The sequence below is a fragment of the Agrobacterium sp. RC10-4-1 genome, assembly GCF_014138475.1.
Lineage (GTDB): Bacteria > Pseudomonadota > Alphaproteobacteria > Rhizobiales > Rhizobiaceae > Agrobacterium > Agrobacterium pusense.
The window spans coordinates 606,664-628,582 of sequence record NZ_JACJIT010000001.1 but is presented as its reverse complement, the minus strand read 5'-3'; the positions used below and the strand labels follow the sequence as shown (position 1 = coordinate 628,582).

Sequence of the window (21,919 nt, the reverse complement as noted above, 5' to 3'; positions counted from 1 at the left end):
CTGCGTGGATACCGAACAACAGGCTCCGATGCGTATCGCCCGTCGGACCGGATGTTTTGATCATGCTTCGGATTTTTCCTTCTGCGTTTGCGGTGCTATCCCCACGCCTCCATTTGGCGCCGGTGAGGCGCCGTTCACGGCGAAATCTCCAACGATACGGTCGTGATAGATACGGGGATTGTGTGAGGTTATCGTGCGGGCGTTTCGCCAGTGACGATCAAGACCATGGCTGCGTTTTGCGGCCGAGGCGCCAAGCGCATCGAAGAGGACAGTGGACGCATCCAGGATAAGGTTGCTGACCACCGTAACCGACTGGCTGACTTCCAGCTCCGCGTCACGGTTCGCAGATGCAATATGCTCCTCGTCTCCAGAGAGATTGGCATCATAGGCAGCCTGCAGGGCTTCTGCGGCCTTTAACACGATGGCGCCGGCGCTATAGGCCGCACCCCTGATCCGCCCCACGACCTGAAGCACCTGAGGGTCTTCAGAAAAACGCGCGGCGTTACTGCGTTGATAGACGCGTTTGCGCTCCGCAACATGGGGGGCGATTTCCAATGCGGCCGCGCGGCCGATCCCGGCAAGCGAGGCCAGATGGACGAGCTGGAAAAAGCCGCCTGAATAGCTGAAACGAAGCGCGCTCGGCTTGATGAGGTCCTCGGAAATCGCCACGTCGGTAAATCGCGCCGTGCCGCTGGCCGTCAGCGCCTGTCCGAAACCATCCCAGTCGTTGACGATTTCGACGCCTTCAGCCTTTGTGGGGACAAGCGCGCCAACCGGTATGCCGTCCCCATCCACGGCTCCAAGCGTGATCCAGTCGGCATAGAGCGAGCCGGTCGTATAATATTTCTCGCCATTCAGCCGCCAGCCGCCGCCATCCCGCGTGAGCTGGGTGGAATAGGTTCCAAGTTTGGCATCCCCGATTTCCGAAAAGCCGCTGCCAATGGTTTCGCCACGTCCGATCCGCTCCAGCCACGCATCCCGCCATGGCGAAGCTGGTGCATTCAGCAGATCTTCCGTAAAGCCAAGATGGCTGCGGTAAGCATTGGTGAGGTTGGGATCCGCCTGCGCGAGTTCAATGATCAAGCCAAAAAGCTCGGGAAGCGTCAGGCCCAGACCACCAAATTTCTCCGGCAGGCGCAATCTGGAAAAGCCGGCCTTTTTCAAAGCTTCGTAGTCATCGAAACGAAGCTCGCGTTCCAGATCGTGTCGTATTGAATCTTTGCCGATTTCGGCAAAAATTCCCCGAAACCTCTCGGCGATCGCGTCAAAACGTTTGCTGGGCGCAGAACCCCAGGCATGGCTGGCATTGGTCATTGCAAATTCCTGTCTGTGGAGCAGTCTGGCGAACACCCGCCCGGGTCTAGGCGGCTGCCGCTTCGGCACCCTGTTCGAAGTCGTGTAAATGGAGCGCGATTTCGAACCCTCTGCGTTTCAGCCAGTGGGCCACGACCCTGGCGCGGGCGCCGAGCAGGTCATCCACCAGAATGACCCGGGCACCGCGCACCGCGATCGTTCGATAGGCGACACCGAGAAGCTGCCCGCCTTCCGACGAAATTGAGCCCTGCAGATGGGAAGTCTCGAACTCTTCCGGTGTGCGCACGTCCAGGAAATAGGTCGTTCGTGATGGGTCCTTCAACCATGTCTCGGCGGTCGGGCGGTCGATGAAGAGCAGATCGTCATCCCTGGAAAAGGCCTTCAATCGCGCCTCTGCAATCTCTTTCGCGTTGGCGCTCACATGCGAATATGTCCGGGAGGGGCCTGTTTCCAGCTCAAATCCATCATCCGTCCAGCCGCGCGTCCCATCATGCAGGTAACTGACATCGTTTTCGACACCGGCGTCGATCAATGTCTGCGCGCCGAGAATTGCGCGGGGCAGGCCAGCGCAGGAGACGACGACCCTTGTTTTGGGCGAGGGAACGAGATCGGAAAAGCGCAGCAGGAGTTCTGCCCCGGGCACAGCAATCGCACCGGGCACATGTTCCTTTTCATATTCCGGCAATGTGCGCGTATCGAGGATGACAACATCCTCACCGGCTTCCTGCCACGCCTTGAGCTCACGCGCAAAAACCACAGGCGTGTTTTTCTCGCTTCTCACCTTCTGAACGAAAGGAACGCCAGGAATATCGAATGTCGGCAACGCCTCAACGCCACCTTCGATCCATGCCGGGATTCCGCCACGCAGAAAATGAATGTCGGTCCAACCCTTGGCGGCAAGCCGTTCGGCCGCCTGCTTTGCGCTGCCTTTTCCATCATCCACCAGCACGGTGCGCACGACGGGGCGAGGAATGAAGCGATCGATTTCCGCCTCCAGCCTGTCAACCGGAAGGTTGGCGACAAATAGCGGTGAAGCATACCCCACGTCCTCGGCGGCACGGATATCCAGAACCGCAAGTTCCCTGCCATCCCGCAGCCATTCGATGAGACGATCTTTTGTTACAGCAAATACGGACATTGCGTTTTCTCCTGACAAATCCGGAATTTTCATGCGGGGTTTCAAGCGGTCGGATCGAGCCACAGATCGCCGAAACTCCAGTTCAGCCCCTGCGCGCCGGTGACATAGTTCCTGACCCGCTTGTGCGCCACGATCTGGCTTCCCGCCGCCACGAGATCGACGGAGGCGACGTCGTCATGGATGAGATGCTGGAACTTGCTCCAGGTTACCCAGCGTTTCTTCGGATCCGGTTCGATGGCGGCCGCCTCAAGAAGCGCATCCGCCTCTGGATTGGCGTAGTTTGCCGCATTGGAAAAGGGCAGCCCGATCTTGAAATTCTTGCTCCAGTAGGCGCGCTGGATGCCGAGCGACGGGTCGAAGGTATTGGAGAGGGATTCCACCACAAGATCAAAGGCGCGGTCGGTGTAGACAGTTTTCAGATAGGTTGGCAGGTCGTATTTGCGGATTTCAACGGCAATGCCGATCTTTTCAAGCTGGCTGCGAAGAACATCGGCATAGCCAGGTGTCAGATAGGAATTATACGTCAATCGTACTGGAAAGCGCTTGCCGTCCTCCTTGCGCGGATATCCCGCCGCGTCGAGTAACTTTTCCGCTTCTTTCGGGTCGTAGGCATATGGCTTGACCGAAGCATCATACCAGTTGGGAAGGGCCGTGCTGACGGGGCTGGGTGATATCTGCGCATAACCGAAGAGCGCCACATTGACGATCTCGTCGAGGTTGATTGCCTTCGCAATGGCCAGGCGAACATCTTTCTTGCGGAAGATTTCGTTATCGTAATTGAAGAACAACTGCTGCTGCGGACCCGCATAGGCATAGGTATTCGTATCCAGAACGAGATCGGGGTTCTGCTTCAGCCGTTCGAGATCCGCCAGCGGCACCGGGTTGTCGCCAAGATCCACTTCCCCCGTCTCCAGCGCCACTGCCCGCGCAGCCGGATCGGTGATGATGCGCAGGATGATGCGATCAAGATAGGGTTTGCCGGCATCCCAATAATCGGGATTTCGATCGAAGATCAGATGGCTCCCCGGCGTCCATTCGGTCAGTTTGAAGGGGCCGGTGCCGATAGCAGTCTGCAGCGTCTGGCCATCCGCGGGCTTCAGCTTTTCGAAAATATGCTTCGGCACAATCGGCGATTCCGAACTCGATTGCGCAGCAATGAGAAACGGTGCGGGTTTGGACAGAACGATAATCGCAGTGAGGGGATCTGGCGTCTCCACCGCCTGAACGTTCTGGTACGTAATGCGGCCGCGTGGATGCGCTTCCTTGAGGCGGAAAATCGAAAAGGCAACGTCTTCCGATGTAAAATCTTTGCCGTCATGCCATTTCACATTTGGCCTGAGTTTGAACGTATAACGCAGGTGGTCATCGGAAACGGACCATTCCGTTGCCAGCAAGGGCTGCGGCGTGAGGTCGAAATCGAATGTGAGGAGGCCTTCAACAATCTTTGGGCCGATCGCCTGCCCCGTGCCTGACGATGTGTTGATGGCGAAAAGCGCGTTGCCGGGATCGACACGATAAAGCAGCCTGAGCGTGCCGCCGGAGACGGGCCGGCTCGCATCGCCACCCGCTGCGAAGACCGAACCAGGCAGGGCCGTTCCTGCCGTTGCCAAAAGAAGCATTTTATTGAACTGCCGGCGTCCGATCGTCATGAAAATCCCCGTTGGAAAACGTCGTTTCGATGACGAAAGCATCGGGGCAATGCAGCGCATTCCTAAGGATAAAATTCTTCCTCCTTGTCGAAGAAATCATTCCTTGCGGAATTTTATTTCAATACTTACGCAAGCAGGCACCAAAACTCGCGCTGAATTGCCCCATCCATCGGGATCTTCGTTGCGCATCCGGAGCAGATGGTGGAATGCGAAGAAATCTCGCCGGCGTTTGTTTCAGCATTCCCGTGGAAATGTTGTTTCATCTCAAAATCGCGATTGAGAAGGACATTGCTCGGCAGATGCCTCGGCCGGCCATATCAAATCACAGGAATTTGCCGCCTTTCTGATCCGCACAATTGAGCCCGCCCCCCACAATTATGGAGTTTCATCCGATGACCCCGCCCAGTCCGATTACCAAACTGGAAATCCCACAGCAGCGCGTCGAGGCCCGTTATGGAACGCAGGCCGATTTTTCTCCGCCTTTCTGGAATGACACCATCGACGCCTTGCTGAACCATCGCACCGCCCGCGCCTATCTGCCCAAGGCTCTGCCGGAGGGCAGCCTGGAGCTTCTGGTCGCCGCCGCGCAATCAGCGCCCACATCATCCAATCTTCAGGCGTGGAGTGTGGTTGCGGTGCAGGACAAGGAGCGCAAGGCACGACTGGCGGGTTTCACCGGCGGCAACGCCCATATAAAGGATGCCCCCCTTTTCCTCATCTGGCTTATCGACCTGAAGCGGCTGCGCACGGTCGCTTCACGCCAGGGGAATGAGGGTGAAGGACTGGATTACCTGGAAAGCTTCCTGATCGGCGCCATCGACGCTGCATTGGCAGCGCAGAACGCTGTAGCCGCGATTGATTCAGCCGGCCTGGGCTCCTGCTACGTCGGCGGCATCCGCAACAGGCCGGAGGACGTGGCCCGCGAACTCAACCTACCTGCCGAGACGGTTGCCGTCTTCGGCCTGACGGTCGGCTATCCTGACCCGGCGGTAAAAACAGATGTCAAACCGCGCTTGTCACAATCATCCGTTCTGTTTCATGAAACCTATTCGGAACCCGCCCACGATGACCTCAATTCTTATGATGAGGTATTAAAGGTGTTTCAGGAAAAACAGGGCCTGCCCCAAAATGGCTGGACAGGGCCCATTGCCCAGCGTGTGGAGAACGCCGCCGCGCTGAAGGGCCGTGCGGAACTGAGCCGGACGCTGCGTCGCCTCGGTTTCGCTATCAAATAAATTCCATTGCGGCTGACGGTATAACGAAGGCGCGCCCTTGCCCCGGCGATACAAGGCGCGGGCCGGGGCGGCGCAATCTCTCCCGAAATCACCGGTTTCGGGAACTTATTTTCTATAAAATTAGTAGATATAGAATGACCGGTCTTCCTTTGCCCCGCTCGAAGGCCTTACGATCCGTTCAGAATGCTCCTGAACGCATCCTGCCACCGTCCTCAACCGCCGCCGAAACCGCCGAACCAATCACCATACCAATATCTCCGTAAATCCGGAGCGTAAAAAGACAGGACGAGAAACGACAGATGCCACGTTATGTTATCATTGGCGCCGGCGCGGTGGGCGCGAGCCTTGCAGCACAGTTTGCACTTTCCGGCATTGATTATGCACTTTTCGGGCGGGGAGCCCAGATAAGCCATATCAGGCAGCATGGCCTCACCTTTCAACGACCCGCACAGACGCGGCAGATCGATCTGAAGGTCTTCGACCTGACGGATCTTCCGGAATTGAGACGGGATGATATCCTCCTGCTCACGGTGAAGGCTCAGGATGCCATAAGCGCACTCGCCTTCTGGTCCTGGCAGAACGTCTCCAACACGACGGCACCGGCGGCTGCACAGCTGCCTATAGTGACTTTTCAAAATGGACTGGCGACTGAAGCCAATGCCCTGAGAACATTTTCCAGGGTGTATGGCGCAAGCATTCTGACACCGGCGCGGTTCACAGAAACCGGGAAGGTGGTGGTTGGCGGCGAGCCGCAACTGGGCATCGTGACGGTCGGGCGTTTTCCGCTCGGACAGGATGACGTGACGACGCAGGTCACGGCAGACCTCAACAGGGCGGGATATCTTGCCGAGGCAAGCGACGATATCCGCCGCTGGAAAGCAGCAAAGCTCCTTCACAACGTTCGCAACGTCCTCGAACTCTTCGACGGCCCGGCCGATCTGAACGATAAGATCAGCGCGGCGCTGGTGGATGAAGCCCGCCATGTGCTCGACGCGGCAGGTTACACCCTCGCCTCGCCCTCCGAGCGAACCGTAGACATCTCGAACTGGCGAGTAGCGCCGAACAGCGGCATTCACCCGGGCCAGCAATCGACGTGGCAGAGTTTCAGGCGCGGAGCCTCAAGTGAGGTGGATTTCCTCAACGGAGAGATCGTATTGCTCGGCCGGCTTCACAATGTGCCAACGCCCTATAACGACGCTGTTCAGACGCTGGCCGGCAAACTGGCGCAACAGGGCGGGTTTTCAAAGCCGCTGCCGCTCGATGCAATCACGTCGCTCATCGCCGGCCCGTACCGGCCGGCGCAGCCCAATCCCGCCAGCCCTTCGTGATCGGCGGCCTCAAGCAGTGCGATTTATCAAACGACAGTGTGAAACGATATAATGAGAGAAGCCATATCAGACCATATACTCACCGCCGCCGGCACGCTCTTCTATCGCGAAGGCATCCGGGCTGTCGGCATCGATCGGATCATCGAGGAAGCGAATGTCGCGAAGGCGACGCTCTACCGGCATTTCCCTTCGAAGGATCATCTTGTTGCAGCCTATCTGGAAGCGCGTCATGAGCGGGTGATCCACGCGCTTCAGAACGTCGTGGATGCGGACATGGCTCCGAAGGAGCAGATCCGGCTGATTTTCGAGCAACTCCACGAAAAGGCCGACAGCCCGGATTTTCGCGGCTGCGCCTTCGCTCTTGCGGTTGCCGAACATGGCGAATCCGAACGGGTCGTGTTCGTTGCGCGTACCCATAAGGCGAAGGTCAGGGACCTGTTCGCCGCTATCCTGGCGAGAGCCGGCAGCACAGTGGAGATCGCCGCCGCCCATCTCTCACTTCTCTACGAAGGGGCGCTGGCGACCGTCGCGGTTGGACGCGACCCCAAGGCGGTGCTGATCGCGCGTGACTGCGCTCTCTCCGTTTTCGCCACGGCCGCCGCCTCCACCGATCAACCGAACTGAAAGCAGCAGACAATGACAAAGACGATCGATTATTTCTTCAGCATCGGCTCACCCTGGGCCTTCATTGGTGTTGAACCCTTTGCCGCCCTGGCGAAACAGCAGGGCGCCACTATCCGCCCTCACCTTATTCCGCTGATCGAGGAAAACGGTGGCATTTACTCGAAAAATCGCCCGGAGGCCAGACGCGCCTACTGGATCACGGATCTGAAGCGGTGGGCGGCATTGCGCGGAAAAGTGCTCAATTTCGACAATCGCGCTGCGCTCTCGGATCCGTCCCCGGCAGGCCTGATGGTTGCGGCGGCAATCGAGAAGGGTGAAGACTGGCTGAAGCTTGCAGTTGCACTGCAGGAGGCTTTCTGGGTCCGCCGTGAAGACATCGGCAAGGCCGACATCCGCCAGGCCATCGCGACGGCTGCAGGTTTCGATGCTGTGGCCCTCGACGAACATGGCAAAAGCGACGCGGTTGCTGTCTTGCAGAAGGCGAGCTTCGAAGCTGCCAGGGCCGCCGGTGTGTTCGGGGTTCCGACCTATCGCTATCAGGATGAACTCTACTGGGGGCAGGACAGCCTTCCGTTCCTCGAGCGTCATCTCAGGGGCGAAAAACTGGCCGCCTGATGTTCACTGCCAGATGGCGTCGCCGGCCGCGCGCCTCGCCCTCAAGGTTTGTAAGTCTGTCGCAGCGTTTTGCGACCCGCCTACACGGAATGTTTTATGCCTGACCTGTCTCCTTCTCTCATCCGATCCCTGCGAGACCTCCTTGGGGAGCGTCTTTCAACGTCGCCGACACTGCGCGAGCAGCACGGGCGGGGCGAGGCGCATCACGCAGCCGCCTTTCCCGATGCGGTCGCTTTCGCGGAAACCACCTCCGAAGTGTCCGAGATCGTGCGGCTATGTGCGGCGGAAAGCGTGCCCGTCATCGCTTTTGGCGCCGGCACTTCGCTGGAAGGGCATCTGACAGCCGTCAATGGCGGGGTCTCGATCGACCTTTCACGCATGTCGAAAATCACCCGTATCAGCAGTGAAGATCTGGATTGTACGGTCGAGGCCGGGGTAACGCGGGAGCAGTTGAACACATATCTGCGAGATATGGGACTGTTCTTTCCCATCGATCCCGGCGCAAACGCTTCGATTGGCGGCATGGCTGCAACCCGCGCTTCCGGCACCAACGCCGTCCGCTACGGGACAATGCGTGAAAACGTACTGGGCCTGACCGTGGTGCTGCCGACCGGCCAGGTTATCAAAACCGGCGGTCGCGCCAGAAAGTCTTCTGCCGGATACGACCTGACCCGGCTTTTCGTGGGTTCGGAAGGAACGCTGGGGATCATCACCGAAATAACCCTCCGCCTCTATGGAATACCCGAAACCATCTCGGCGGCGCTCTGCTCTTTCGAGAGCGTCGAACAGGCAGTCGCGGCGGCCATTCAGGTCGTTCAACTCGGCATCCCCGTCGCCCGCATGGAGCTCATGGACCGTGGCCTGATCACGGCCGTCAATGCCTATTCCGGGCTGGAGCTGAAGATCGAGGACACATTGGCTTTCGAGTTTCACGGCTCGCCCGCCGGCGTTCAGGAGCAGGTCGATATGGTGTCCGCCATTGTGGAAGACCATGGCGGCAAGGATTTCGAGTGGGCCAACGCCTCCGAAGAACGCAATCGGCTCTGGAAAGCGCGCCACAACGCGTTTTATGCTGTCGTATCGCAAAGGCCAAACGCCAAAGGCTGGTCTTCGGATGTCTGTGTTCCGGTCTCGCAGCTCAGCAACTGCATATTGAAGACCCGCGAGCTCCTGCAGGATTGCAGCGTACCGGCTGCCATTCTCGGCCATGTCGGCGACGGCAATTTTCATGTCGTCTTCGCGGTCGATCCCGGCAATGCGGAAGAGCTTGGCGAGGTGGCGGCCATCAACAAGAAGATGGTGCAATACGCCCTCTCGGTCGGCGGCACCTCGACCGGCGAACATGGCGTGGGCACCGGCAAGATCGCCTACCTGCGTGAAGAACATGGTGACGCGGTCGATCTTATGGCGCTCATCAAACATGCGGTCGATCCAGCCGGCATCATGAATCCCGGCAAAATCCTGCCGAGATAGAATGTTACTTTGCGATCCGCGACCGCTGGGGCGACACCATGAATTCCTTCAAGACTCACAGTTCTCACTGGGGGGCCTTCTCCGGGCGGCTCACAAATGGGCGACTGGAGATAAAGCCTCACTCCGGCGACCCCCATCCATCCCCGCTACTGGGCAATCTTCCGGCGATCGCCGACAGCCCCGTCCGCATCCGACGGCCCGCTGTCCGGCGGGGGTGGCTTGAGCGCGAAGCCGACCATGCACAGCGGCGGGGCGCTGACGACTATGTCGAGGTCAGCTGGGCCGAAGCGACGACACTGGTCGCCGACGAACTGAGGCGGGTCTACGACAGTCACGGTCCAAGCGCCGTGTTCGGCGGCTCCTACGGCTGGTCCAGTGCCGGTCGCTTTCATCACGCGCAAAGCCAGATCCACCGCTTCTTGAATGTCCTCGGCGGATATGTCCGGTCGGTCAACACCTATAGTTCCGGTGCGGCCATGGTCATAATCCCCCATGTCCTGGGCCCTTATGACAGCTTCGACCGAAAGAGCGTGACCTGGGATGCCATCGAACGCAGCAGCGAGCTGGTGCTCGCCTTTGGCGGGATGGCGATCAAGAATGCCGATGTCCACGGCGGAGGGATCAGCACGCACACGGTCCGGCAAAAACTTGCCGGCGCGAAGGCTCGCGGTGCGCATTTCACATTCATCAGCCCTCTGGCAGACGATTTCCCCGCTGAGGCGGATGCCGAGTGGCTTCCCATCATCCCGGGCACCGACGTGGCGATGATGCTCGGGCTGGCGCACGTCCTCGTTACGGAAGGGCTGCACGACCGGACGTTTCTGGAGCGTTATACGGTCGGATATGATCGGTTCGAAAACTATCTTCTCGGCAGGGAGGACGGCCAGCACAAAAGCCCGGAATGGGCGGCCGAAATCTGCAACATCGCGCCGGACACAATACGCAAGCTGGCGCGCAGGATGGCCGGTTCGAGAACCCTGATCACCGTCAGTCATTCGCTGCAGCGGGCCGATTACGGAGAGCAGCCGGTGTGGATGGGCATTGTGCTTGCCGCCATGCTCGGCCAGATTGGATCGGACGGCGGCGGATTTTCTTATTCCCTTGGCGCGCTGGGCAATATCGGCAAGAACCTGCTCGCCGTTCCCCTGCCAACGCTGCAGCAATTCAAAAACCCTGTGCCGGACTATATTCCCTGCGCACGCATCTCCGATATGCTGCTCAATCCCGGCACCGAGTTCCATTACAACGGGCGCACGCTTCTTTATCCTGACATCCGGCTTGTCTATTGGGCGGGCGGCAATCCATTTCACCATCATCAGGATATCAACCGGTTGCGAGCCGCTTTCAGGCGGCCGGAAACGATCATCGTCCACGAGTCCGCCTGGACCTCCACCGCCAGACACGCCGATATCGTGCTGCCCGCCACGACCACGCTTGAGCGTGACGACATCGGCGCCGCCGATCGCGATCCGCTGATGATCGCCATGAAGCGCCTGATCGCCCCCGTCGGCGAAGCACGCGACGATTACGAAATATTCGCCGGCATTGCCCGCGAACTCGGCAGGTTCGAGGCCTTCACCGAAAACCGCAGCAGCGGAGAATGGCTTGCCTTTCTATACGAAACGACCCGTCAGGCACTTGCCGCGTCGGGCCATGAGGCGCCGGACTTTGAAACCTTCTGGAAACGCGGAGAAATGCCCCTTCCAGTCAAGCCGGACGACGGTGGACCGGCGCGCGCTTTCCTTGAGAATCCCGCAACGAAACCGCTGGCGACCCCCTCAGGAAAGATCGAGATTTTTTCCGGGACCGTCGAGGGTTTCGGTTATGATGACTGCAAGGGTCATCCGCGCTGGTATCCACCCAGAGTGGAAACTCCAGACGATGCGCACCTCTATCCGCTGCATCTCGTCTGCAATCAACCATATCAACGCCTGCACAGTCAGCTGGACTATGGCGATTTCAGCCGTTCCACCAAGATCATGGACAGGGAGCCCGTCCGTATCCATCCAGCCGACGCCTCGGCCCGTGGAATATCTGACGGCGATGTCGTGAGGCTTTTTAATCAGCGCGGCAGCTGCCTGGCAGGCGCCCTTCTCAGTGAAGACGTCATGCCGGGGGTAATGCAGCTCGCTACCGGCGCCTGGTTCGAACCAGAGGATCCAACTGCCGAAAACTCGATATGCATCCACGGAAATCCAAATATTCTGACCCGCGATATCGGCACATCGAAACTGTCGCAGGCATCGACCGGCCAGATCGCGAAGGTGGAGATCGAGCGCTTCACCGGGGCTCTGCCGCCCGTGACAATTTTCCAGGCCATGCGATTTGTATCGCGAGACCAGGTCGGCCCAGACGCCGAGCCGTCGTCACTCCACGCCGGAACCCCGCATTCCAAGGGGCCCTGAAACACCAATCCAAACAGCCGCCGAAATGACGATAAAATAATTCACTAAATCCATAGAAAAAGAATAACCAGTCTTTCTCCCTCACGCCTGACTGCTAGGTTAAGGGCAAGACGGACAGCGCAGAAGGGATCGCGCCATGACTGGAATATGTAGAAGCGGGCGCGCTCCTCAGCCACGCAGGTTCTCGGGAACCGCTCGCTAGCGTCGCGTCGCCCAATCAGGCCACCAATGAACTCAAGCATCTCCTGCTCGGCCGAGAGGCCGGCGCGGCAACGGTTTTACATGCGTTTGAGCAGCCACCGCAGACGCACGCGCACACCAGGAGATGCCGAAATTGCAACGAAAAAACTTTGGAATTTTCAGGATCATACAATGACAAAGCGTCCTTTCTCATCGTCTCTTTCGCGTCGCCGCCTGCTTCTTACGGCTTCGCTCGCTGTTTCCGCCTCGCTGTTTTTATCGACGGCTGCACCTTTGAGTGCTGTGGCCGCAGACACGCCACATGATGGCGGTGACATCACGTTTCTGATCGATTCCCTGGGCGACACGTGGATCCCCAATAACAGCGCGATCTCCAGTTTCCAGGGCCATATATGGGGTCATGTCACGGATAAGCTGCTGTACGTCGATGCCGAAGGCAAGGTCAGCCCGTGGATTGCCGAGCGCTGGGAGCAGAACGACACCGCGACGGAGTTCACCCTCCACCTCAAAAGCGGCGTGACTTTCTCCGATGGCGAACCACTGGATGCCAAGGCCGTCGTTGCCAATCTCGACATCTGGTATGCCGGCCGCAAGAACGAGGGCATCAACCCGATCGGCCTCTTCCCCAAGACCTATGATCACGCCGAAGCGGTTGATGCGACGACGGTCAAGGTTTTCTTCAAGAAGCCCACGCTCGGGTTCATTCCGACGCTTGGCTACCACGGCTCCATCCTGATCTCTCCCAAGACCATTGCCCAGCCTGCCGGCCAGCAGGCGGACCTCAGCAAGACCGCCGGCAGCGGACCTTATGTGGTGGAGTCCTGGAAAGAGGGCGACCACGTCACCCTGGTCAAGCGCAAGGACTATAATTGGGGTCCCGCCGCAGTCGGCCACACCGGCCCCGCCTATCTCGATACCATCACCTACAAGCTGGTCTCTGAGCCATCCCTTCGCGTCGCCTCCGTTCAGTCCGGTCAGGCGGATGTCGCGTACAACGCCTCGCCCCAGGAACTGAAATCGCTCAAGGAGGAAGGCTTCACCATCGCGACCCCGCGTTATCTCGGCTTCGTCAACGGCTGGGCCGTCAACACCAAGCTTCAGCCCTATGATGATGTGAAGGTGCGTCAGGCACTTCAGGCAGGTATCAACCGTCAGGAAATCATCGACACAGTCTATACGCAGGACTGGAAGCTCGCGACGTCCTTCATCCAGAGCAACGTCCCGGGAGCCACGGATCACAGCGATCTCCTCGCCTACAACCCGGACAAGTCGGAAAAGCTTCTGGACGAAGCCGGATGGGTCAAGGGTGCGGACGGCGTTCGCGTGAAGGACGGCAAGCCGCTGGAATTGACGATCCATTCCAATCCTTATCTGGCAACCTCGAAATCAGTCGATGAGCTGATTGCCCAGCAGCTCGGCAGGCTTGGATGGAAGGTCAATATCAGGGCTTATGATGTCGTGACCTTTGGCGAGAAGGTCAAATTCGGTGGCGCCGCCGTTCCGACATATGAAGTCACCCGCAGCTTTATCGACGCCGGCACGGTCGCAAGCATCCTGACCAACGCCAATAATGGCGAGAACTGGTTTGCGCTGGACGAGCGTGATGCGACGCTCAACGACCTGCGCGACAAGATCGCTGGTGCAGGTTCCGTCGAGGATCGGAAGCCTCTGCTCGATGGCCTGCAAAAATACGTGCTGGAACAGGGCTACTTCATCCCGCGCACGCAAATCGTTCAGCGCATTTACGTGCAATCGCCGAAGCTGAAGGGCGAAGTCTATAACGGCGTCGCTTATGCCAGCTATTACACAGCGTTCATTGCCGAATGACACCAGCACCCACCGAGTAACGTCAAGGAGGTGACGGCATGAGCAATGCCTACCTAACCTACGCCGCAAAGCGGCTCGGCCAGGCGATCGTCGTCATCCTTCTGGCCTATGTCTTCACCTTCGTGGTCGTCAGCGTCCTGCCTGGCGACCCGATCACCAGCGTTCTGCGCAACCCGCAGAACGGCTTTACCGAGCAGGAGATCGCCGAAATCATTGCGGCACAGGGGCTGGACAGGCCGATCATCGTGCAGCTCTGGCACTCCCTGTCGGCCTTCCTGACAGGCGATCTGGGCATCTCGATGCGCTCCAACCGACCGGTCTCGACGCTCATCGCCGAGGTGCTGCCATCGACGCTGGTCTTCGCCACCGCCGGGCTGACCGTGGCGCTGATCCTCGCCTTTGCGGTCGCCTACGGCACGCAGGTCGTGCCGAAGCGTTACGGACAGGGATTGCTGCGCGCCTTCCCTTCCCTGTTCCTGTCGACACCAAATTTCGTCATCGGCCTGTTTCTGATCCACCTTTTCGGTTTTCAGCTCAGGCTGTTCCGGGTCATCGAACCCGACAGTTTCTGGGCCACGCTGTTTGCGGCGATCACCATCGGCATACCGTTTTCCGCACAGATTGCGGAGGTCCTGATCGCCAATCTCGATCATGAGGCAGAGCAGGATTACGCAGCGGTTGCCCGCAGTCGCGGCATCGGGCCAAGACGGCTTTTCACAACACATCTCCTCAAGCCTGCCTCCTTGCCCGTGGTGACGGTTATCGCCCTCACCGTCGGCGAACTTCTGGGCAACTCGCTGATTACGGAGACGGTATTCGGCCGCACCGGTATCGGCAGTCTCGTTCAGCGTTCCGTCAGCACTCAGGATCTGCCGGTCCTGCAGGCGATCGTCTCGCTGGGGGCCGTGGTGTTCGTCGTCGTCAACCTCATCGCCGATCTCCTCTATCCGCTGCTCGATCCGAGGGTAAAAATTATCGTTGGCCGAAAACGCCGCCTGTCGACGATCGATGACACGTCGCTTGGCCTTGAAACGGGGGCCAAACCATGAGCCTTATTTCCAGCCCGGCTTCCATCAGCAATCCGTTGGAGAGACTGAAAACTCTCAACATAACTGCAACGGTCGCCCTCTCCCTGCTTGTCATCGCAATCGTCGTCGCCTGGTCGATTGCACCGCAGCTTTTCACCACCCAAAGCCCGATCAACGGCGTCCCGGCTGACAAGCTTCTTGCGCCAAGTTTTGCCCATTGGTTCGGCACGGATCATCTCGGGCGCGATCTCTATACACGGGTCGTTTATGGCACCGCTTCATCTGTATCGAGCGCTTTGGTCGCTGTCGTCATCGGCGTCGTCATCGGCGGTGTGATCGGTCTGCTTGCCGGATTTTTCGGCGGCTGGGTGGATATCGTCTTTGCACGTTTTGTCGACGTGCTGTTATCCATCCCGAAGTTCCTGCTGGCGGTCATCATCGTCACGGCAATCGGCTTCGAGACAATCAACGCCGCCATTGCGACAGGCATATCGGCGATCGCCTTCTTCGCCCGTGTGGCGCGCTCAGAGGTCATCAAGACGCGTCAGGCGACCTTCGTGGAGGCATCGTTTCTCTCGGGTGGCTCACGCGGCTACATCGTGCTGAGACATGTGCTGCCAAACGCATCCCGCTCGATGTTGCCGCTGGCCGTCCTGCAATTCGGCGAGTCCATTCTCGTCATCGCCAGCCTCGCCTTCCTCGGCTACGGCGATCCGCCGCCCTCTTCCGACTGGGGCCTGCTGATCTCGATCGGCAAGGACTACCTCAAATGGCCCTGGCTCGTTTATGCGCCCGCGTTCGTTACGATCGTGACCGTCCTCTCTGTCAACAGGATCAGCCGATGGCTTCGCAAATCGCATTGAAAACAGCCCCGACCCCTCCCCGAATAGTGGCAGAGGCTCCGCAGCCCGCCATACCCCTGCTCGGCGTTGAAAATCTTGCCGTCTCCTACGGGCGGCAGGAGGTCGTGCACGGTGTCAGCTTCGAGCTTGAGCGTGGCGAAAGTCTTGCGCTGATCGGAGAATCCGGTTCGGGAAAGTCGACCATCGCAAAGGCTGTACTAAGACTGCTTCCCAACGGCGCAAACGCCACGGGCCGGGTCGTTTTCGACAGGCAGGACATTCTCGCATTGCCGGAACGGCGCTTCAGGCCTTTTCGTGGCCGCGAAATCGGCTTCGTGCCGCAGGATCCGGGCAACTCTCTCAATCCTGTGAGAACAATCGGCGCGCAGGCGCTGGAGGCGGCAGCGCTGACGGAAGAGGCCAACCCCGCAATCCGCAAGCTCCTCATTCTGGAAACATTCGCAAAGGTGGGTCTCGACAATCCGCAACGGGTTTACGATTCCTATCCGCACCAACTGTCGGGCGGAATGCTGCAGCGTGTACTGATCGCGCTCGCAATATTACCGCGCCCCGCATTGCTCGTGGCGGATGAGCCGACTTCGGCGCTCGACGTCACAATCCAGAAACGCATTCTCGATCTCCTCTCCCGTCTTCGCGATGAGCTGAACATCAGCCTGCTTCTCATCACCCATGATCTCGCAATAGCGGCGGAGAGGGCGGACAATCTCGTCGTGCTGAAGAACGGCGTCGTGCAGGAAGCGGGCAGGACATCGGCTGTTTTTTCCTCCCCCTCCTCTCCCTATGCCAAAAAACTCCATGGCGACGTGCCCGCGCTCAACCCGGAGCGTTATGCCAAATTTCGCGATCCGGGGTTCAGCCTTCTCGATAGTGACAAATCGCCAAAGATCGCTGTCAGCGGCGTTACCAAGCGCTTCACCGTCGATGGCAAAACCCTGACCGCTGTGGACGATATTTCGTTTACGGTTCCGACAGGCACGACACACGCGCTTGTCGGCGAATCCGGCTCGGGGAAAACCACGACCATCCGCCTGCTGCTGGGGCTCGAGCAGCCGGAAAGCGGCACCATCACGGTTGCCGACGAGAGCGTTACAAGCAAGAGCCGCGCTTCCCTGCGGTCGGTATGGCGGCATCTGCAACTGGTTTACCAGAACCCGTTCACGTCACTCGACCCGACATGGAAGGTGGGCCAGCTTGTTCGTGAGCCGCTCGACAGATTCGAGATCGGTGCTCCGAAGGAGCGATCCGAGCAGGTGCGGGAAGCTCTCGCAAATGTCGGCTTGAGCGAGCACCTCATGGAACGTAAGCCATCAGCCCTGTCAGGCGGGCAGCGTCAGCGTGTGGCAATTGCCCGTTCGCTGGTCCTCAAGCCTGATGTGATCGTGTTGGACGAACCCACATCCGCTCTCGATGTCAGCGTTCAGGCGGATATCGTCGAGGTTCTGCTGTCGCTGCAGGCGAAGCTTGGCCTGACCTATGTCTTTGTTTCGCATGACCTCGCCCTGGTCCGGCAACTCGCGCACAGCGTTTCCGTGATGCAGCGAGGCCGCATTGTCGAACATGGGACCGTCACCGAGATTTTCGGCAATCCGCGACACGAATACACCGCGTCGCTGCTGAACTCCATCCCATCGGGCATCGCCGGAACGGCCCGCACCCATGCAGCCCCGCACGCGCTGCGGAAGGAACAACTCGCATGAATATTGCAGCAGCGTCGCGCGACCTTCCCGCATTGTTCCGGCCGAAAAGCCGGCTGGGTTTCAATACGCGGGTATCATTCAACGACGATGACGGTCCGGCAAAGGGGCTCCGACAGGGCATAGAATTGTTCAGACAGGCGGAAAGGCTTGGGTATCAGTCCGGCTGGGCCTATCAGCGCCATTTCGACCACTATCTTTCTTCGCCGTTGCCCTTCTTTGCGGCGGCCGGCCAGCATACGCGGCACATTACGCTTGGCTCCGCCGTCATCCCGATGCGTTATCAGGACCCCATTCTGCTGGCCGAAGCGGCGGGCACGACCGACCTGCTGATCGACGGCCGGCTTGAACTTGCGATTTCAACCGGGGCAAATGGGGCGTTCGATGCCGTATTCGGATCCGTGGATACCGATGCCCGGACAGAGGCAAAGCGGCGACAGTCGCGTTTTCTTGCCGCCATTGCCGGTGATGTTCTGCACGTTGTTACGCCGAACGACGTTGGTGCGCCTCCGGGAGCCGAGTTGCGGGTGACCCCACACAGCCCCACCTTGCGCAGCCGTATCCGACAGGGCTCCGCCAGTATCGATTCAGCGATTCAGGCCGCCGAACTCGGTATCGGCCTGATTTCCGGTACCGTCCTTCACGATCAGGACGAAGGCGAGACGTTTGGCCAATATCAGGCGCGTATCATCGATGCCTATCGCACCCACTGGCTGCGAATCTGGAAGACAACGCCGCCTCCGGTCGCCGTTGCAGCGTCGATCCTGGTCGGCACCACTCCGGAACTGCGGGAAAAATATGCCGCCTATGACCTTGAACGTCGCACAGTCGGCATTGCGGCCTCACGCCCGAAGGGTGCGCTGGCTCCTGCCGGCCAACCGGCTGGTGCCATGATTTCCCCCGTTTTTCAGGGCGCACCGGATACGGTCATTGAGGTGGTACTGAGCGACCCCGGGCTGGCGGCCGCAGATGAGCTTGTCCTCTTTTTGCCTCCGGCTTTCGGATTGACCGAAAACGTAAGATTGCTCACCGATCTTGCGACGACGGTTGCTCCCTCCCTTGGGTGGAAACCCAGCCCTTACGACGCAGATGCGGACCCGGCGGCAATCGCCGGTTCTAGGCCACCAGAATAGTCAGGCAATATTTTCTACATTTTCCATAGAAATAGAAAGACCTGTCTTCCTCATATGCCACGTCGGCTTTAGCTTTCACTCGACATTTAGAAACAGCAAGGAGCTCCCATGGCTGCGGAATTCATCAGCGTCAGCTTTCCCAACGCATCCAATGATCTGAACCCCATCCCTGATGCTCCGGTCGATCCGCTGTTTCTGGAACGTTACGCGCGTGCACTGGATGACTACGGGTTCAACTACACGCTCATTCCCTATTCCTCCTCTTCGTTCGATCCCTTCACGCTGGGTGCGACGGTGCTTGCGCACACGAAGAACATCAAGATCATTGTCGCGCTCCGCCCCAACACCGTTTATCCGACGGTTGCGGCCAAGTCCCTCGCCACACTCGACCAGTTGAGCGGCGGGCGCGTTGTCGTCCACTTCATCGCGGGCGGGAGCGACGAGGAGCAGGCACGCGAAGGCGATTTCCTCAACAAGGAAGAGCGTTACGAGCGTCAGGAAGAATATATCCGCATTCTTCGCCTTGCATGGGCTTCGACGGAGCCGTTCGATTTCGAAGGCAAATACTACCAGTTCAAGCAGTTCCGCAGCGCCGTGCGTCCGACCAATGGCCTTATCCCGATTTCGCTCGGCGGCTCTTCGGATGCTGCTTATCGTATCGGCGGCTCCCTTTGCGACATTTTCGGCCTCTGGGGCGAACCGCTGGCTGAAACAAAACAGCAGATTGACCGTATCTACGCCGAAGCCGCAAAAGCCGGACGCACCGACCGCCCCCGGATCTGGGTTACATTCCGGCCGATCGTCGCCGAAACGGATGAACTGGCCTGGGAAAAGGCGCACAGGGTTCTCGACCGTCTGAACGAGAACCGCCAGAAGGGCCTGTCTCGTGCCCCGGTCAATGCAGCGCCTCCTGCCAATATCGGGTCCCAGCGTCTGCTGGATATCGCCAAGCGCGGCGACGTCCATGACCGCGCACTCTGGTATCCGACAGTTACCGCCACCAATGCCAGCGGCGCGACGACCGCCCTGGTCGGGTCGCCACGCACGATCGCCGACTCCATTCTCGACTATATCGACCTTGGCGCCGATCTGATTTCGATCCGTGGATACGACAACTATAATGATGCCGTAGACTACGGACGATACATCCTGCCCCTCGTCCGCGAGGGTATTCGCGAACGCGAAGAGGCGAAGAAGAAGGCAGCCGCCTGATGACGGCAGTCCGACCACGCCGTCGGACCGATCCACCTCTCTTCCAAGACCGGGATCATCCACCCCTGTGACGGGTGATCCCGCCTGCCGACCATGAGAAAGCCGCTATCCGCATGTCCTATGACCCCACCGCACTCGACGCAGCCGCGCGCGTCCTTTCCGAAGCCGCTCCGGATGCGGATCAGACCGGTCAGTTTCCCTGGACCGGTATTCGCGCCGTTCATCAGGCTGGACTTCTCGAAAGCACGGTGGCCACGCGTTATGACGGACCGGGAGGAACCTTGAGCACCGCAGCCCATATTCTGGCGGCGCTCGGGCGAGGCGATCCTTCTGTAGCGCTGATCAGCGCAATGACGATTTTTACACATCTCGGGCAGGCCACGAAGGGCCATTGGCCGGACGGTCTCTATAGGGAACTTCTTTCACAGGCAAAGCAGCATCCGCTTCTTCTGAACGCCGCGCGTGTGGAACCAGAGCTGGGGTCGCCGGCCCGCGGCGGATTGCCGGCCACGCGTGCGCACCGGACGGCAAATGGCTGGTCGATCACGGGCCGCAAGCGCTTCGTAACGGGTGCCTATGGCCTCACCCATTTTCTGGTCTGGGCGCATACCGATGAGGTTCAGCCGCGGGTCGGCACCTTCGTTGTCCCCAACGGTCTGCCCGGCATCAAGATTATCGAGAACTGGAAAAGCCTCGGCATGCGGGCGACCGGTTCGCACGATGTCGAGTACACCGAAGTTGAAATCCCGGCAGAAAATGTGCTGGAGCTCGTTGATCCCTCGGTCGCCCAGCAGGATAATCGCGGCCACGCGGCAATGACGCTTGCACTCACCGCCATCTATCTGGGCGCGGCCGAAGCCGCCCAAGAAGCATTCATCCGCTTCGCGCATGAGCGCGTGCCGGCTAATCTTGGCCGCCCGATTGCGCAAACGGAACGTTTCGTTGAGCTCTCGGGTGAAATCGACCTTCTGGTTGCCGGCGCCCGCCAGATCATCTTTGGCGCGCTCGCAAACCATATTGGCGATGCCGAACACCTGATAAGGGCCCGCCTTCTCGCCGGGAGGCAAATCCGCGACGCTGTCCAGCTGGCGGTCCGCGGCATCGGCAACCCCGGTCTCAATGCCGATCTCGGGCTCGAGCGTCATTTCCGGGATATCCAGTCAGTCCTCGTCCATGCACCTCAGGAAGACACGTCCGTCGCCATTCTCGGACGCGCCGCCTTTGAGAAGTGGAAGACCGGCGAGAATGATCGATCGGCACATCCGGCCGGGCTGTCGATTCTCAAGACGGCCTAGGGCGCGCAGACACAAACCGCATTTATGCAGGATCACCCGAAAGAAAGTTCAATGAGCAACAATCTGATCGTCGGTTTCTCCGGCAACACATCGCGGCCATCAAGCACAAAGCGCTTCGTCGAAAGCGTCAGCGAGGCGCTGGCCGGCCAACTGAGCCTGCAACATCAGGTTTTCGACGTTGAGGATCTCGGCCCCTCCCTAAGCTCGGCACGATCCGTAGCGGACCTGGAAGGCAGCGCGCGGCAGGTTGTTCAGACCATCATCGACGCTGAAGCTCTGGTGATCGGTTCACCGACTTACAAGGGAAGCTATACCGGCCTCTTCAAACACGTCATCGATCTTCTCGATCCCGCAGACCTCAGGGGCAAACCTGTCATCTTGACGGCGACAGGCGGCGGAGACCGGCACTCGCTTGTGGTGGAACACCAACTCAGGCCGCTATTTGCCTTTTTCGAAGCCTTCGTGACGCCGACCGCAATCTACACATCCGGCCGGGACTACGTGGAAGGGCAGGTTTCTCCCGTGGTGAACGCCCGGGTAAATCAGGCAATCGCAGAAGCTGCGCTTCTCGTCAAAGCTCGTTTCGGAAACGTAACAATCGCGGCAGAATAATTTAGAAATGGACGGCCTTCGCCGAGGTAGGCTGCAGGCGCGACCGAAAGCTATCGGAATTCGGCGGAACCCGCCGCGACAGCGCCGGTGGCTTTGCCTTGGGCTGCATCCCGCTCGATGGTCGTGCAAAGCGTTTAGACGGCGTGCCGGCAGGATCAATCTGCAGGGATCGGCGCGTCACATGTCCGCGACCACGCGTTTGCGCGTAGCTCGGCGGCACCGCACAAGGGGATAACGACGCCACGGACACGCGTAGCGCCCGTGGATGTGATG

The 21,919-nt window shown here is 59.3% G+C and carries 18 protein-coding genes; 15 read left to right on the top strand and 3 right to left on the bottom strand.

The annotated features are described in order from the left end of the window. Positions 1–60: 60 nt before the first annotated feature. The 3 genes from FHW77_RS02860 to FHW77_RS02850 are packed head-to-tail and all read right to left on the bottom strand — an operon-like array spanning position 61 to position 4,101. Positions 61–1,314: an acyl-CoA dehydrogenase family protein gene (locus FHW77_RS02860; RefSeq protein ID WP_100911186.1), complete on the bottom strand. Its 1,254-nt coding sequence runs from the start codon at positions 1,312–1,314 to the stop codon at positions 61–63. A gap of 46 nt (positions 1,315–1,360) precedes the next feature. Continuing rightward, on the bottom strand, positions 1,361–2,452 hold the full coding sequence (locus FHW77_RS02855) for a rhodanese-like domain-containing protein (protein ID WP_004445347.1): 1,092 nt from the start codon (positions 2,450–2,452) through the stop codon (positions 1,361–1,363). Between the two features lie 41 nt (positions 2,453–2,493). Next, complete coding sequence (locus FHW77_RS02850) at positions 2,494–4,101, bottom strand: ABC transporter substrate-binding protein (RefSeq protein ID WP_004445348.1); 1,608 nt, start codon at positions 4,099–4,101, stop codon at positions 2,494–2,496. Between the two features lie 29 nt (positions 4,102–4,130). Here FHW77_RS02850 and FHW77_RS02845 point away from each other — a divergent pair, with 29 nt between their 5' ends. The 15 genes from FHW77_RS02845 (at position 4,131) to FHW77_RS02775 (ending at position 21,646) form a co-directional block, all read left to right on the top strand. Beyond that, positions 4,131–4,448, top strand: coding sequence for a hypothetical protein (locus FHW77_RS02845; protein ID WP_072493089.1), 318 nt, complete (start codon positions 4,131–4,133; stop codon positions 4,446–4,448). Between the two features lie 45 nt (positions 4,449–4,493). Beyond that, complete coding sequence (locus FHW77_RS02840; RefSeq protein ID WP_004445349.1) at positions 4,494–5,336, top strand: NADPH-dependent oxidoreductase; 843 nt, start codon at positions 4,494–4,496, stop codon at positions 5,334–5,336. A 299-nt stretch (positions 5,337–5,635) separates the two neighbouring features. Beyond that, positions 5,636–6,664 (top strand): ketopantoate reductase family protein, encoded by a 1,029-nt coding sequence (locus tag FHW77_RS02835; RefSeq protein WP_044459231.1) that lies wholly within the window; start codon positions 5,636–5,638, stop codon positions 6,662–6,664. 51 nt (positions 6,665–6,715) lie between these two features. Continuing rightward, entirely contained in the window at positions 6,716–7,288 is a 573-nt protein-coding gene (locus FHW77_RS02830) for a TetR/AcrR family transcriptional regulator (protein WP_022562817.1), read from the top strand. A gap of 12 nt (positions 7,289–7,300) precedes the next feature. Continuing rightward, entirely contained in the window at positions 7,301–7,903 is a 603-nt protein-coding gene (locus FHW77_RS02825; RefSeq protein ID WP_004445352.1) for a 2-hydroxychromene-2-carboxylate isomerase, read from the top strand. A gap of 96 nt (positions 7,904–7,999) precedes the next feature. Then, on the top strand, positions 8,000–9,376 hold the full coding sequence (locus FHW77_RS02820; RefSeq protein ID WP_044459230.1) for an FAD-binding oxidoreductase: 1,377 nt from the start codon (positions 8,000–8,002) through the stop codon (positions 9,374–9,376). 38 nt (positions 9,377–9,414) lie between these two features. Continuing rightward, entirely contained in the window at positions 9,415–11,781 is a 2,367-nt protein-coding gene (locus FHW77_RS02815) for a molybdopterin guanine dinucleotide-containing S/N-oxide reductase (protein WP_234942511.1), read from the top strand. A 372-nt stretch (positions 11,782–12,153) separates the two neighbouring features. Continuing rightward, positions 12,154–13,809, top strand: coding sequence for an ABC transporter substrate-binding protein (locus FHW77_RS02810; protein ID WP_035206982.1), 1,656 nt, complete (start codon positions 12,154–12,156; stop codon positions 13,807–13,809). Positions 13,810–13,847: 38 nt separating this feature from the next. Beyond that, positions 13,848–14,858 carry an ABC transporter permease gene (locus FHW77_RS02805; RefSeq protein WP_111813886.1) on the top strand — a complete coding sequence of 337 codons (1,011 nt, stop codon included), beginning with the start codon at positions 13,848–13,850 and terminating at the stop codon, positions 14,856–14,858. Continuing rightward, a complete protein-coding gene (locus FHW77_RS02800; RefSeq protein WP_004445358.1) occupies positions 14,855–15,700 on the top strand; it encodes an ABC transporter permease in 846 nt (281 codons plus the stop codon). The genes FHW77_RS02805 and FHW77_RS02800 overlap by 4 nt, the downstream gene beginning before the upstream one ends. Next, positions 15,679–17,397 carry a dipeptide ABC transporter ATP-binding protein gene (locus FHW77_RS02795; protein WP_044459229.1) on the top strand — a complete coding sequence of 573 codons (1,719 nt, stop codon included), beginning with the start codon at positions 15,679–15,681 and terminating at the stop codon, positions 17,395–17,397. Before FHW77_RS02800 ends, FHW77_RS02795 begins: the two co-directional genes overlap by 22 nt. After that, positions 17,394–18,527, top strand: coding sequence for an LLM class flavin-dependent oxidoreductase (locus FHW77_RS02790; protein ID WP_004445360.1), 1,134 nt, complete (start codon positions 17,394–17,396; stop codon positions 18,525–18,527). The genes FHW77_RS02795 and FHW77_RS02790 overlap by 4 nt, the downstream gene beginning before the upstream one ends. A gap of 108 nt (positions 18,528–18,635) precedes the next feature. Continuing rightward, positions 18,636–19,739, top strand: coding sequence for an LLM class flavin-dependent oxidoreductase (locus FHW77_RS02785; protein ID WP_004445361.1), 1,104 nt, complete (start codon positions 18,636–18,638; stop codon positions 19,737–19,739). Between the two features lie 113 nt (positions 19,740–19,852). Further along, positions 19,853–21,034 carry an acyl-CoA dehydrogenase family protein gene (locus FHW77_RS02780; protein ID WP_004445362.1) on the top strand — a complete coding sequence of 394 codons (1,182 nt, stop codon included), beginning with the start codon at positions 19,853–19,855 and terminating at the stop codon, positions 21,032–21,034. A 51-nt stretch (positions 21,035–21,085) separates the two neighbouring features. Then, entirely contained in the window at positions 21,086–21,646 is a 561-nt protein-coding gene (locus FHW77_RS02775; RefSeq protein ID WP_004445363.1) for an NAD(P)H-dependent oxidoreductase, read from the top strand. Positions 21,647–21,919: the final 273 nt, after the last annotated feature.

What these genes read in the sequence shown, in the direction of transcription:
- FHW77_RS02815 (WP_234942511.1), top strand. Translation starts at nt 9,415, where the DNA reads ATGAATTCCTTCAAGACTCACAGTTCTCACTGGGGGGCCTTCTCCGGG.
- FHW77_RS02825 (WP_004445352.1), top strand. Translation starts at nt 7,301, where the DNA reads ATGACAAAGACGATCGATTATTTCTTCAGCATCGGCTCACCCTGGGCC.
- FHW77_RS02835 (WP_044459231.1), top strand. Translation starts at nt 5,636, where the DNA reads ATGCCACGTTATGTTATCATTGGCGCCGGCGCGGTGGGCGCGAGCCTT.
- FHW77_RS02850 (WP_004445348.1), bottom strand. Translation starts at nt 4,101, where the DNA reads ATGACGATCGGACGCCGGCAGTTCAATAAAATGCTTCTTTTGGCAACG.
- FHW77_RS02860 (WP_100911186.1), bottom strand. Translation starts at nt 1,314, where the DNA reads ATGACCAATGCCAGCCATGCCTGGGGTTCTGCGCCCAGCAAACGTTTT.
- FHW77_RS02830 (WP_022562817.1), top strand. Translation starts at nt 6,716, where the DNA reads ATGAGAGAAGCCATATCAGACCATATACTCACCGCCGCCGGCACGCTC.
- FHW77_RS02775 (WP_004445363.1), top strand. Translation starts at nt 21,086, where the DNA reads ATGAGCAACAATCTGATCGTCGGTTTCTCCGGCAACACATCGCGGCCA.
- FHW77_RS02785 (WP_004445361.1), top strand. Translation starts at nt 18,636, where the DNA reads ATGGCTGCGGAATTCATCAGCGTCAGCTTTCCCAACGCATCCAATGAT.
- FHW77_RS02855 (WP_004445347.1), bottom strand. Translation starts at nt 2,452, where the DNA reads ATGTCCGTATTTGCTGTAACAAAAGATCGTCTCATCGAATGGCTGCGG.
- FHW77_RS02795 (WP_044459229.1), top strand. Translation starts at nt 15,679, where the DNA reads ATGGCTTCGCAAATCGCATTGAAAACAGCCCCGACCCCTCCCCGAATA.
- FHW77_RS02810 (WP_035206982.1), top strand. Translation starts at nt 12,154, where the DNA reads ATGACAAAGCGTCCTTTCTCATCGTCTCTTTCGCGTCGCCGCCTGCTT.
- FHW77_RS02790 (WP_004445360.1), top strand. Translation starts at nt 17,394, where the DNA reads ATGAATATTGCAGCAGCGTCGCGCGACCTTCCCGCATTGTTCCGGCCG.
- FHW77_RS02840 (WP_004445349.1), top strand. Translation starts at nt 4,494, where the DNA reads ATGACCCCGCCCAGTCCGATTACCAAACTGGAAATCCCACAGCAGCGC.
- FHW77_RS02780 (WP_004445362.1), top strand. Translation starts at nt 19,853, where the DNA reads ATGTCCTATGACCCCACCGCACTCGACGCAGCCGCGCGCGTCCTTTCC.
- FHW77_RS02820 (WP_044459230.1), top strand. Translation starts at nt 8,000, where the DNA reads ATGCCTGACCTGTCTCCTTCTCTCATCCGATCCCTGCGAGACCTCCTT.
- FHW77_RS02800 (WP_004445358.1), top strand. Translation starts at nt 14,855, where the DNA reads ATGAGCCTTATTTCCAGCCCGGCTTCCATCAGCAATCCGTTGGAGAGA.
- FHW77_RS02845 (WP_072493089.1), top strand. Translation starts at nt 4,131, where the DNA reads ATGACGAAAGCATCGGGGCAATGCAGCGCATTCCTAAGGATAAAATTC.
- FHW77_RS02805 (WP_111813886.1), top strand. Translation starts at nt 13,848, where the DNA reads ATGAGCAATGCCTACCTAACCTACGCCGCAAAGCGGCTCGGCCAGGCG.